The organism is Streptomyces sp. NPDC101166 (assembly GCF_044768125.1).
Classification (GTDB): domain Bacteria; phylum Actinomycetota; class Actinomycetes; order Streptomycetales; family Streptomycetaceae; genus Streptomyces.
On record NZ_JBIWPF010000022.1, the window covers coordinates 68,494 to 80,374 of the forward strand.

General features: G+C 71.9%; 14 protein-coding genes and 2 tRNA genes. 15 read left to right on the forward strand and 1 reads right to left on the reverse strand.

From position 1 onward, the window contains the following. Nucleotides 1–136 precede the first annotated feature (136 nt). From proB to ACIRS4_RS30540, 5 genes are all read left to right on the forward strand, one after another. A complete protein-coding gene (gene proB, locus ACIRS4_RS30520; RefSeq protein WP_404202224.1) occupies nucleotides 137–1,243 on the forward strand; it encodes a glutamate 5-kinase in 1,107 nt (368 codons plus the stop codon). A 215-nt stretch (nucleotides 1,244–1,458) separates the two neighbouring features. Continuing rightward, entirely contained in the window at nucleotides 1,459–1,935 is a 477-nt protein-coding gene (locus tag ACIRS4_RS30525) for a hypothetical protein (protein WP_404202226.1), read from the forward strand. Between the two features lie 86 nt (nucleotides 1,936–2,021). After that, entirely contained in the window at nucleotides 2,022–3,308 is a 1,287-nt protein-coding gene (locus ACIRS4_RS30530) for a glutamate-5-semialdehyde dehydrogenase (RefSeq protein ID WP_404202152.1), read from the forward strand. A 97-nt stretch (nucleotides 3,309–3,405) separates the two neighbouring features. Then, nucleotides 3,406–3,999: a hypothetical protein gene (locus ACIRS4_RS30535; protein WP_404202154.1), complete on the forward strand. Its 594-nt coding sequence runs from the start codon at nucleotides 3,406–3,408 to the stop codon at nucleotides 3,997–3,999. Nucleotides 4,000–4,086: 87 nt separating this feature from the next. Beyond that, nucleotides 4,087–5,157, forward strand: a complete 1,071-nt coding sequence (locus tag ACIRS4_RS30540) for a hypothetical protein (RefSeq protein WP_404202156.1) — start codon at nucleotides 4,087–4,089, stop codon at nucleotides 5,155–5,157. A 65-nt stretch (nucleotides 5,158–5,222) separates the two neighbouring features. Here ACIRS4_RS30540 and ACIRS4_RS30545 read toward each other — a convergent pair whose 3' ends face one another. Then, on the reverse strand, nucleotides 5,223–6,317 hold the full coding sequence (locus tag ACIRS4_RS30545) for a M48 family metallopeptidase (protein ID WP_404202228.1): 1,095 nt from the start codon (nucleotides 6,315–6,317) through the stop codon (nucleotides 5,223–5,225). A 142-nt stretch (nucleotides 6,318–6,459) separates the two neighbouring features. On the opposite strand from ACIRS4_RS30545, the gene ACIRS4_RS30550 reads away from it, so the two are divergent. The 10 genes from ACIRS4_RS30550 (at nucleotide 6,460) to ACIRS4_RS30595 (ending at nucleotide 11,768) form a co-directional block, all read left to right on the forward strand. Next, complete coding sequence (locus ACIRS4_RS30550) at nucleotides 6,460–6,621, forward strand: hypothetical protein (RefSeq protein ID WP_404202158.1); 162 nt, start codon at nucleotides 6,460–6,462, stop codon at nucleotides 6,619–6,621. Between the two features lie 107 nt (nucleotides 6,622–6,728). Continuing rightward, nucleotides 6,729–6,893, forward strand: a complete 165-nt coding sequence (locus tag ACIRS4_RS30555) for a hypothetical protein (protein ID WP_165430287.1) — start codon at nucleotides 6,729–6,731, stop codon at nucleotides 6,891–6,893. 79 nt (nucleotides 6,894–6,972) lie between these two features. Further along, nucleotides 6,973–7,611, forward strand: coding sequence for a nicotinate-nucleotide adenylyltransferase (nadD, locus tag ACIRS4_RS30560; protein WP_404202160.1), 639 nt, complete (start codon nucleotides 6,973–6,975; stop codon nucleotides 7,609–7,611). A gap of 16 nt (nucleotides 7,612–7,627) precedes the next feature. Then, nucleotides 7,628–9,499: an LCP family protein gene (locus ACIRS4_RS30565; RefSeq protein ID WP_404202162.1), complete on the forward strand. Its 1,872-nt coding sequence runs from the start codon at nucleotides 7,628–7,630 to the stop codon at nucleotides 9,497–9,499. 97 nt (nucleotides 9,500–9,596) lie between these two features. After that, a complete protein-coding gene (rsfS, locus tag ACIRS4_RS30570) occupies nucleotides 9,597–10,040 on the forward strand; it encodes a ribosome silencing factor (RefSeq protein ID WP_351091057.1) in 444 nt (147 codons plus the stop codon). Beyond that, entirely contained in the window at nucleotides 10,037–10,711 is a 675-nt protein-coding gene (locus ACIRS4_RS30575; RefSeq protein ID WP_404202165.1) for a histidine phosphatase family protein, read from the forward strand. Before rsfS ends, ACIRS4_RS30575 begins: the two co-directional genes overlap by 4 nt. A 116-nt stretch (nucleotides 10,712–10,827) precedes the next feature. Beyond that, a tRNA-Ala gene (locus ACIRS4_RS30580) sits at nucleotides 10,828–10,900 on the forward strand. Nucleotides 10,901–11,176: 276 nt separating this feature from the next. Beyond that, nucleotides 11,177–11,350: a hypothetical protein gene (locus tag ACIRS4_RS30585; RefSeq protein ID WP_404202167.1), complete on the forward strand. Its 174-nt coding sequence runs from the start codon at nucleotides 11,177–11,179 to the stop codon at nucleotides 11,348–11,350. 3 nt (nucleotides 11,351–11,353) lie between these two features. Continuing rightward, complete coding sequence (locus ACIRS4_RS30590) at nucleotides 11,354–11,587, forward strand: hypothetical protein (protein WP_003976229.1); 234 nt, start codon at nucleotides 11,354–11,356, stop codon at nucleotides 11,585–11,587. A gap of 108 nt (nucleotides 11,588–11,695) precedes the next feature. Next, nucleotides 11,696–11,768: transfer RNA gene (locus tag ACIRS4_RS30595), tRNA-Ala, on the forward strand. The last annotated feature ends 113 nt before the right edge of the window (nucleotides 11,769–11,881 follow it).

Below are 11,881 nucleotides of genomic sequence, written 5' to 3' on the forward strand. Positions count from 1 at the left end.
CCGTCCGACCGGCGAAACGCGAAGGCGGCGCCGCCCCCCGCTCACGTAGATTGCGGGGCGAGCGCCGTGGCGGGGAGCACGCGGCGCCAGGGACAGCCGAGTGAGGACGACGCAGGTGACAGAGGCAAGGCAGCACGTGGCGCAGGCCCGCAGGATCGTCGTCAAGGTGGGCTCCTCGTCTCTGACGACCGCCGCCGGGGGACTGGACGCCGACCGCGTCGACGCGCTCGTCGACGTCCTCGCGAAGAGTCGCAGCGGCGGGGAGCGGGAGATCGTCCTGGTCTCCTCCGGCGCCATCGCCGCCGGACTCGCCCCGCTGGGCCTGCGCCGCCGTCCCAAGGACCTCGCCCGTCAGCAGGCCGCCGCCAGCGTCGGCCAGGGCCTCCTCGTCGCCCGCTACACCGCCTCCTTCGCCCGCTACGGCGTCCGCGTCGGCCAGGTGCTGCTGACCAGCGACGACATGAGCCGTCGCGCCCACCACCGCAACGCCTCGCGCACCCTGGACAAGCTGCTGGCGATGGGCGCGTTCCCGATCGTCAACGAGAACGACACCGTCGCCACCGACGAGATCCGCTTCGGCGACAACGACCGTCTCGCCGCGCTCGTCGCCCACCTCGTCCACGCCGACCTGCTGGTCCTGCTCTCCGACGTCGACGGTGTCTACGACGGCGACCCCGGCAGGCCGGGCACCTCGCGGATCGCACAGGTGCGCGGGCCCGCCGACCTGGCGGGCGTCGAGATCGGCAGCGCCGGCAAGGCGGGCGTCGGCACCGGCGGCATGGTCACCAAGGTCGAGGCCGCCCGGATCGCCGCCGCCGCCGGCATCCCCGTCGTCCTCACCAGCGCCGTCCACGCGGCCGACGCCCTCTCCGGCGGCGACACCGGCACCTTCTTCCACGCCACCGGCAAGCGCTCCGCCGACCGGCTGCTGTGGCTCCAGCACGCCTCCACCCCGCAGGGCTCGCTCACCCTGGACGACGGCGCGGTGCGCGCGGTCGTCGAGCGGCGCAAGTCGCTGCTGCCGGCCGGGATCGCCGGCGTGGAGGGCGAGTTCAACGCGGGCGACCCGGTGGAACTGCGCGACGGCGCCGGGCACGCGGTGGCCCGGGGACTCGTCAACTTCGACGCCAGGGAGATCCCCCTCCTGATCGGCCGCTCCACCCGCGAACTGGCGAGGGAACTCGGCGCCGAGTACGAGCGCGAGGTCATCCACCGCGACGACCTGGTGATCCTCCATCCCTGAGCGGGTCCACGAGGGGCACGGGTGACCCCCGGGGCGTCGAACGACGGATTCCGGGCGGGGTCGAACGGCCGGGACCGGCGGGGGACGTTCCGTGAAACCGCCCCAAGGAGCCGCGCGGCCTGCTCAACTTTGTGTCGGGGGCAAGGACCCGTCCACGTCCCCTGCACGGACACGTTCCGCACGAGCGCTGCGTAAAGGAGGCCGTCGTGAGACGAGTGCGCCCTGGGGCGGCGGCGACCCGCGGCGGCGCCGGCGAGGAACGCGCCCTGACCAGCGTCGCGGCCGGGGACCGGTACCGGGCCGCGGAGGCCGACGGCGACGAGGGCGCGCTGGGAGCCGGGCCCGAGGACCTGCCCCGCCTGTGGCACGTCACCCTCAGCGTCTCCGGAGCCGACGCCGACCTGAAGGAGCTGCGGCGCGCCCTGGAACAGCTGGCCCACGACCACCCCTTCCTCCTGACCAGCCGCTACGCCGCCGACCACGCGGAGATCCGCTACTGGGAGGAGGCCCGCGACCTGCACGACGCGGCCGCCGTCGCGCTGCGGCTGTGGGGCGAGCACCGGCAGACGGCCGGACTGCCGGCCTGGGAGATCGTCGGCCTGGAGGTCGTCGACCGCCAGACCTACCACCAGCGCATCGCCGAGGGCTACGGCCCGGCGCCGGCCGCACCGGTGGGCGTCCACCCCTTCTGACCTCGCTTCCGGCACCCGTCCCAGCACGTGTCTCGGCGTGTGGAACGCACGCCGAACGGCGCAGCCCGGCGCACTACCCTTCCCGTATGACCACGCTCTCGCCGTACGACGCCCTCTCCCCGGTCACCCAGGCCGCCTACCGCGCCAAGGCGGCCGCCGCCGACCTCGCGCCGCTGCCCCGGGCCGTGAAGGACGACGCGCTCCTCGCCATCGCGGACGCGCTGGAGGTCCGTGCGAGTGACGTCGTCGAGGCCAACGCCAAGGACATCGCCAAGGCCCGCGAGGCCGGCACCAGCGAGGCCATCGTCGACCGGCTGACCCTCACCCCGGAGCGGGTGCGGGCCATCGCCTCCGACGTGCGGGACGTCGTCGCGCTGCCCGACCCGGTCGGCGAGGTGGTGCGCGGCTCGACCCTGCCCAACGGCATCGACCTGCGCCAGGTCCGCGTCCCGCTCGGCGTGGTCGGCATCATCTACGAGGCGCGGCCCAACGTGACCGTGGACGCGGCCGCGCTCTGCCTGAAGTCGGGCAACGCCGTGCTGCTGCGCGGCTCCGCCTCCGCCTACGAGTCCAACACCGCCCTCGTCCGGGTGATCCGCGACGCGGTCGGCGGCGCCGGGCTGCCCGCCGACGCCGTCCAGCTCGTGCCCGGCGAGAGCCGGGAGAGCGTGCGCGAGCTGATGCGCGCCCGCGGTCTCGTCGACGTCCTCATCCCGCGCGGCGGCGCCTCCCTCATCCGGACGGTCGTCTCCGAGTCCGTCGTCCCGGTGATCGAGACCGGCACCGGCAACTGCCACGTCTACGTCGACGCCCGCGCCGACATCGACATGGCGATCGAGATCCTGATCAACTCCAAGGCCCACCGGGTCAGCGTCTGCAACGCCGCCGAGACCCTCCTCGTCCACCAGGACATCGCCCCCGAGTTCCTGCCCCGCGCCCTCGACGCCCTCGCCGAGGCCGGCGTCACCGTCCACGCCGACGAGCGGGTCATGGCGTACGGCGAGGACTCCAAGGCGACCGTCGTCGAGGCCACTCCGGAGGACTGGGAGACCGAGTACCTCTCCCACGACATCGCCGCCGCCGTCGTCGACTCCCTGGACAAGGCCGTCGAGCACATCCGGCTGTGGACCTCCGGCCACACCGAGGCGATCGTCACCACCTCGCAGCAGGCCGCCCGCCGGTTCACCCAGCTGGTCGACTCCACCACCGTCGCCGTCAACGCCTCCACCCGCTTCACCGACGGCGGCCAGTTCGGCTTCGGCGCGGAGATCGGCATCTCCACCCAGAAACTGCACGCCCGCGGCCCCATGGGCCTGCCGGAGCTGACCAGCACGAAGTACATCGTCACCGGCGACGGACACGTCCGGCGCTGACCCGCGCGCCCCTCGAGGGTTCGCCGAGCCGTCTCAGCAGGCGGATGAATTTCCCTTCCGCCTGCCCAAGGCGACCGCCCAGGTCTACTCTGGACCCGTGCCGGAGGACGTGGGGGGCACGCCGTTCCCGGACGGCTGGGAGCCCGACGACGACCAGGACCGCGGGGTGTCGGACGAAGAGTTCGCCTCCGTGGTCTTCGACGAGGCCTTCGTCCAGGCGGCCGTGGTGCACGAGCCGACCGCCGTCGAACGCCTCCTGGCCGCCGCCGAGGCCAGAGCCGAGGCCTCCGAGGCCGAAGCCCGCCGGGCCCGTGCCCGCGGCGAACGCCACGGACCCGAAGGCCCCCGGCCTTTCGGCCGTGATCCGGACCAGGGCGGCCTCGACGACGACGTGGCCGCCTGGGAACGCCACTACGACGACTACGACGACATCGGCCCCTACGGCCGTCAGGCGCGCTGGCACCGTCCCGTCGCCTGGGTGCTCGCCCTCGTCATGGGCATCGGCATGGTCGCGCTGGCCTTCGCCGCGGTCTACCGGGGGGCCTCCTCCGACAACCGGGACCAGATGCCACTGCCCGCCTCCACCGGCCTGGGCCAGGGCGGCGGCCCCTCCGCGCCGCCCGAGGCGGCCGCCGAAGGGGCCGTCGACCGGCTGCGCTCACCTGTCCCGGCGGTCCCGCAGACGCCCTGAACGACGCCCCCCGACGGGTGAGAACCTGTCAGAAGTTGTCAGAATGCAGGGCGTTTACCCGAGCTCCCCGCGACCTACCCTGAAAGTATGGGCGGGCCTGGCGACCCACCGCAGGGGACACCTGAGGGAGCCCCCGGCGGCGGCGAGGAAGAGTACCGATCCGTCGTCTTCGACGAATCGTTCGTCCGCGCTGCCCGCCTCCAGGAGTACTCCGCCGAGGAACGCATCACCGAGCACGCGCCCGCCGTGCGCCGCCGCCCGCCCGCGCACCGGGGCCTGTCCCGGCAGGCGCTCGTCCTGGTGGTGCTGATCGCGCTCGCCTTCGGCACCGCCGTCTACATGGGCGTCCGCCACCCCTACCAGAACGCGGCCGCCCGCCGGCCGGCGGAACCCCTGCGGATGACGGTCATCCCGCTCGCCCCCCAGGGAGCCGTACCCGGCTCGACCGACACCGCCTCCCTGTACGCGCACAGCCCGGCCGCCAACTTCCGCGTCGGCGCGGCGGGCATCCCGCTGCCCGCCGCCCGGCGCACCGCGCACTTCTCCGACAGCCAGGTCGTCACCGCCCTGCTCACCGCCCGGGACTACGTCATGCGCTCCTCCCTCTACCCGGAGGTGCTCACCGGGCAGCAGGTCCGGCCGGTGCGGCTGCTGATCTCACCCGACCAGCTCGACCAGTTCGACGAGAGCTTCGCCCACCCCGCCGCCGACGGACGGCACGCGCCCACGGGCTGGCTGGTCCGCCTGGACCCCTCCCGGGCCGAGCTGGCCGACCCCGAAATCCGTGTACAGGGCACCCTGGAGGCCGCTGAGAGCGACTCGGCGACCCTGGAGGTCACCGCCGACCACACCTTCGTCTACGCCCTGCGGCCCGTCGGCGCCGATGCCAGGGCGCCGGTCTCGCTGTTCACCGTCCGCCGTGAGCTGCACTTCCGCTTCGACCTCGACGACCTGCGGCTGCGCCAGACCCAGCTGGTCGTCTCCTCCCTCCAGGCCGGCCCGCTGTCCTGCGCCGAGGACTCGGCGGGCCATCTGCGGCCGCTGCTCGCCGGCCAGAGCGCCAAGGCGGGCGGCCCGGCCGGCACGGACCCGTATGTGACGGGCGACGCGCCCGCGCTGTGCGGGTCGCTGGCGAGCAGCGCGGAACCGCAGGTGTGAGCTCGCGGGGGTGAGCCCGCAGGGGGTGAGCCCGCGGGGGGGGGTGAGCAGCGTCCCGCCGTCGGTCAGTCGTCCTCGCGTGGGGGCGTGTCCGCCGGGCGTTCCTTCGGCGGCGCGGAGCCGGTGAAGCCGTCGAAGCCGCGCCGGACCCGGCCGCCCAGGTCGCCCGCCCCGCCCGCGAGGTCGGTGACCAGCTTCATCAGCGGATCCTTGGAGCTCTTGACGTGGTCGGCGTAGTGCGAGGCCGACTCCCGGAAGGAGTCCGTGACCGAGGTGTCCTTGTCCTCGGAGCGGCGCGGGTAGTGACCGTCCATGATCCGCTGGTGGTCGCGCGACTCGGCCCACTTCTTCAGCTCGGCGGCGCGCACGGTGGTGAAGGGGTGCGAGCGGGGCAGCACGTTGAGGATCTTCAGCACGGAGTCGCGCAGGTCGCCGCCCGCCTCGTACTCCTCGGCCTGCTTCAGGAACGCGTCCACGTTCATCTCGTGCAGATGGTTGCCGCCCGCGATCTTCATCAGACCGCGCATCGAGGCCCGCAGGTCCTGGCCGACCAGCAGCCCGGCGCGGTCCGCGGACAGCTCCGACTTGCGGAACCACTCGCGCAGCGCCGTCACGACGGCCATGATCGCGATGTTGCCGAGCGGGATCCAGGCCACCCGCAGGGCCAGACCGGTCAGGAACAGCAGGATGGTGCGGTACACGGAGTGGCCGGACAGGGCGTGCCCCACCTCGTGGCCGACGACCGCCCGCATCTCCTCCTCGTCGAGCAGCTCGATCAGACCCGTGGTGACCACGATGATCGGCTCGTCCAGGCCGATGCACATCGCGTTGGGCTGCGGGTCCTGGGTGACGTACATCGGCGGGACCTTCGGCAGGTCCAGGATGTAGCAGGCGTCCCGCAGCATGTCGTTCAGGTGGGCGAACTGCTCGTCGGACACACGCACCGAGTCGGACAGGAACAGCAGTCTCAGACTCCGCTCGGGAAGCAGTCCGCTGAGCGCCTTGAAGACCGTGTCGAAGCCGCTCAGCTTGCGCAGCGCGACCAGCGCGGAGCGGTCGGCCGGGTGCTCGTACGCACGCGAGGAGATCCCGGGAAAACGGGTGCGCTGCCTGCTCGGCACGTTCCCGTGCCCGTTCTGCTCGTGGCCGTCGTCGGACATGTCATCCCCCATGTGCGTGTGTATGGGCCCTCGTATGTGAGGTCCTTTACGGACCCTTGTGGGGCCCTTTGCGCTCCCGGAGCAGGGCCCAGCCTAGGCGGAGTTACGGTGGACGGGCACCACGCAGAAGGAGACCCGCGCCATGGAGCACAACCCCGCAGCAGCCTGGCTCGCCGAGGCCGCCGGCGCCGCCCAGCGGCAGGGGCCGGGCGACCTGCTCCGCGTCGTCCTGGTCGTCATGCTGGTGGGCTGTGCGCTGACCGCCTGGTTCCTGCTGCGTGGCTACAGGCGGAAGGACGACTGAGCGCCCGGGAAGGTTCCCCGGCGGAGTCGGCGTGAGGGGCGGCGAGCCGCACGCTTACGATGGGCCGACATCTTTATCCCGCCCACATTGGATAGGTCCTGCCGAAGATGAGCTTCCACAGCGCCGCCGCCCAGTTGGTCACCCTCGCAGCCGAGGGCGAGGAGAAGGGCGGCAACCACGAGAGCCTCAGCCCGCTGGTCACCGGCGGTTCCGCCTTCCTCATCCTGCTGCTCCTGCTCTGGGTCACCACCCGGTTCAACCGCGACCGCTGAGGCGTCCGGTGGTCACACCGGGGCATTCCGGACTCCCGTCGGCCGGCCCCCTCGGGCGGGGCCGGTAGGGTCTGCACGCATGGGAGAGCAGGACATGCCTACCGGCCCGGCGCACGGCCCGGCTAAGCGGGGCAGGCGCCGTCTCGGCGTCATGGGCGGAACGTTCGACCCGATCCACCACGGGCACCTGGTGGCGGCCAGTGAGGCCGCCGCGCGGTTCCACCTGGACGAGGTCGTGTTCGTCCCGACCGGCGAGCCCTGGCAGAAGAGCCACCGCAGGGTCTCCCTGGCAGAGGACCGCTATCTGATGACGGTCATCGCGACCGCCGAGAACCCCCAGTTCTCGGTCAGCCGCATCGACATCGACCGGGGCGGACCCACCTACACCGTGGACACCCTGCGCGACCTGCGGGCCCTCAACCCCGACACCGACCTCTTCTTCATCACCGGCGCGGACGCCCTGGGCCAGATCCTGACCTGGCGGGACAGTGCGGAGCTGTTCTCCCTCGCCCACTTCGTCGGGGTGACCCGGCCGGGCCACAACCTCGCCGACCCGGGACTCCCCGAGGGGGGCGTCTCCCTCGTCGAGGTCCCCGCCCTGGCCATCTCCTCCACCGACTGCCGCGTGAGAGTCGCCAAGGGCGACCCCGTCTGGTATCTGGTGCCCGACGGAGTCGTGCGCTACATCGACAAGCGCGAGCTGTACCGCGGCCAGTGAGCCGAGAGGGGTACCGGTGAACGACCGATACGACGCGGGAGACGCGGGATACGACGCCGGCCACGGCGGTGGCCACGACGCCGGGTACGGCGAGGCCTCGTACGAGCTCGTCGGCTACGACGAGTACGGACAGCCGGTGTACCGGCAGGTCCCGGCGCAGTCCTACGACCCGTACGCGCAGCGCGGGCAGCAGGACTACGGCTACGACCAGTACGCCCCCGGCGCGCAGCAGCAGACCCATGGCTACGACCCGTACGCCGCCGGCCCCTACGACACCGCACAGCAGCCGCCCGTCGCCGGCTACGACACGGGCCGTCAGACTCCGGTGGCTCACGACCCGTACACCTCCGGGACCACGGCCCCCTACGACCCGTACGACCCCTACGGGCAGGCGGCGACCAGCGGGCAGCAGCCGCGGGTCACCGAGCAGACCGCCTACATCCCGCACCAGGCGGGCCCGGCCGACGACCGCTCGGCTCAGAGCCGCCAGGCCGCGACGCCCGCGTCGCAGACCGGGCGCCCGCACGCCGAGCCGCCGGCGGAGGAGGCCCGCGGGGCGTCCGAGGGGACCGGATCCCTGGAACGCGATGGTGACGCGGCCCAAGGCGACTACCACACCGAGCAGTTCGCGTTCGTGGAGGAGCCCGACGGCGACTCCGAGGACGTCATCGACTGGCTGAACTTCACCGAGAACCGCACCGAGCGCCGCGAGGAGGCCAAGCGCCGCGCCCGCAGCCGGCTCGTCGCCCTCGTCGTCGTCCTCGCCCTGGTCGCGGTGGGCGGCGTCGGCTACCTCTGGTACGCCGGGAAGCTGCCCGGCCTGTCGTCGTCCGGGGAGTCCAAAACCGGCGCCGCCACCGCCTCCGCCGCGCAGAAGCGCGACGTGGTCGTGGTGCATCTGCACGACACCGGAGGCCAGGGCACCTCCACCGTGCTGCTGGTCGACAACGCCACCACCGAGAAGGGCACCACGGTGCTGCTGCCCAACTCCCTCGTCGTCACCGCCGACGACGGCACCACCACGACCCTCGCCAAGTCCGTGGACGCCGACGGCTCGGCCGGCACGCGCGAGGCGCTGGACACCGTCCTCGGCACCCGGATCCAGGGCACCTGGCGCCTCGACACGCCCTATCTGCAGAACCTCGTCGACCTCGTCGGCACCATCGAGGTCGACACCGACACCGCAGTGCCCGACCCCACCGCCAAGAAGAAGGGCGCCGCCCCGCTCGTCAACAAGGGTGAGAACCAGACCCTCAGCGGCAAGATGGCCGTCGCCTACGCCACCTACCGTGCCGAGGGCGAGGCCCAGAACTCCCAGCTGGAACGCTTCGGCCAGGTGATGCAGGCCGTGCTGCGCAAGGTGTCCTCCGACGCGCAGGCCGCCACGGTCACCGTCCAGACGCTGGCGCAGATCCTCGACCCCTCGCTGACCGACAAGGACCTCGGCGCGTTCCTCGCCCGGCTCGCCGACCTCGCCAAGGGCGGCGACTACAAGACCGCCCTGCTTCCCGTGGAGCCCGACGGCACGCTCAGCGCCCAGGCCGGCGCGAGCGTCGTCAAGGACGTCCTCGGAGGCACCGCGAAGAGCCCCGACAAGGACGCCGCCGTCAGCGTCTCCGTCCAGAACGCGAGCGGCCGCGCCGCCGACACCGAGAACGCGCGCGTGGTGCTCCTCAACGGCGGCTTCACCTTCCTGGACGGCGGAAAGCCGTCCGGCACGCAGGGCGCCTCCGAGGTCCTGTACGGGGACGACGCCGACAAGGACGACGCGGCCGAGGTCGCCAAGACCCTGGGCCTGCCCGCCGGCGCCGTCAAGAAGGGGACGGTCGCCGCCAACGCGGACGTGACCGTCGTCCTCGGCGAGGACTACAAGGCGTCGACCTCTTGAAGAGGCGCCACCCGGCGGGCGGACGTGAAACGGATGGGGCGCCGTCGGCGGTCGTGAGACCCTTGAGGTCAAACGACCGCCGACGGAAAGCCGCGTAGTGACCGCCACCGACCGCTCTCTCGAACTCATCACCACCGCCGCGCAGGCGGCCGCCGACAAGCTCGCGCACGACATCATCGCCTACGACGTCAGCGACGTGCTGTCGATCACGGACGCCTTCTTGCTGGCCTCCGCCCCCAACGACCGCCAGGTCAAGTCGATCGTCGACGAGATCGAGGAGCGGCTGAACAAGGAGCTCGGCGCCAAGCCGGTGCGCCGCGAGGGCGACCGCGAGGCCCGCTGGGTCCTGCTCGACTACGTGGACGTCGTCGTCCACGTCCAGCACAGCGAGGAGCGCGTCTTCTACGCCCTGGAGCGGCTGTGGAAGGACTGCCCCGAGCTCGACCTCCCGGAGGACGCCAAGGCGACCCGCGGCAAGGCCAAGGAGCACGCCGCGCTGAACGCCGAGGAGGACGCCGCCGGCTTCGGGGACCCGCGATGAGTCCGAACTCCCGGGCCGCCGCGGGCCGCACGCAGAGCCGGGGCCGCCGGATCATCCTCTGGCGGCACGGCCAGACCGCCTGGAACGTGGAGCGCCGTTTCCAGGGCACCACGGACGTCCCGCTGACGGAGGAGGGGGTCGCCCAGGCCCGCCGCGCCGCCCGGCTGCTCGCCTCCCTCAAGCCCGACGCGATCGTCGCCTCGGACCTGTCCCGGGCTGCGAACACCGCGGCCGAGCTCGCCGCGCTCACCGCTCTGGACGTCGCTCACGACGAGGGCCTGCGCGAGACGTACGCGGGCGTGTGGCAGGGCCTGACGCACGAGGAGATCGTCGCCCGGCACGGTGACGAGTACGCCGCGTGGAAGCGCGGTGAGCCGGTCCGCCGCGGCGGCGGCGAGCTGGAGACGGAGGTCGCCGACCGCGCCGCCCCCGTGGTGCTGCGGCACGCCGAGAAGCTTCCCGAGGACGGCACGCTCGTCGTCGTCAGCCACGGCGGCACGATCCGCACCACCATCGGCCGTCTCCTCTCTCTGGACGCCCGCGACTGGGAGAGCCTCGGCGGGCTGTCCAACTGCTGCTGGTCCGTCCTGGGCGAGGGAGCCCGCGGCTGGCGCCTGCTGGAGCACAACGCCGGCACCCTGCCGGAACCGGTGCTCGGCGACGACGACTGAGCCCTCACGGGCGGCCCGGGGGCCGATTTCACTTTCCGGCAGGTCGCAGGCTAAAGTTCTTCTTGTTCGCACCGCGGAGCGGAGCGAAACACCACGAGGTTCGCCACGTGGAACCAGGGGCTATAGCTCAGTTGGTAGAGCGCCTGCATGGCATGCAGGAGGTCAGGAGTTCAATTCTCCTTAGCTCCACGGTCCGACTCTCTCCGGAGTCGTCGGAGATCGCTTCGACAAGATCCCGTCCCCCCTCTCGGGGGCGGGATCTTTTGTCGTCGGCTTGAGTCACTTCGGTCCCGGAGGCGTATACCTCTGCGAAAGCGCTTCTCACATGCATGTTCGCGCTCGCTGGGGCAGTCGCGCCGGGGTGCCGTGTCCGGACTGGTACTGAGGCGTCGCTGACCGTATTGGCCCGGCCGTGGCAGAATCAAACGGCCGGAAGGGGGCGCGGCCCGACGGGAGGGAGTAGCGATGCCTGCGAGCATCCTCGGAGAGGTCGGCCACCTCTCCGGAGCGGCATGGACACGGGAAACGGCCACCCGGCTCAGCTGCCCTTCCTGCGGTTCCGCTTTCGTCGCCCAGGTCCTCGGGGACAACGGCGGGATCTCCTACGTGTGTACGGCCTGCCGCCACAGCTGGAGCTGATCGATGGGTGCACACAGGCGGAAGTGCGACTGGTGCGGCAGCGGCACCCCGATCGTGCGGGACATGGAACCGGTCAACCCCGACTACCAGTACTGGTGCGAGGAATGCGCGCGGGCGCTGATCATAAAGGGCGATCCCATCGAGACCTACCGGGAGTTGGAGGGCGAGCCGATCTACGGCCGGCTTCTGGAGGAGCACTGCACCCTCAAGCGGTTCTACTCGTTCGTGACGGCTTGATCCGACTTTTCTCGCCAAAGCGGACGGAACGGAAACGATTTGGTGGTCCGCCCCCCGGACCGTGTAATGTTGGCTTCGCCGCCGGGGAAACCCGCCGGAGCGAAACAAGGGGCTATAGCTCAGTTGGTAGAGCGCCTGCATGGCATGCAGGAGGTCAGGAGTTCAATTCTCCTTAGCTCCACAGCAGATCCCGCCGGATCGGAAAGATCCGGCGGGATCTTTTGCGTTCGCACACTCGCGCGTCCAGGTGTGCCGACGACCCGCCCATGCGCGAGGGGCCGCCTGTTTCCAGGC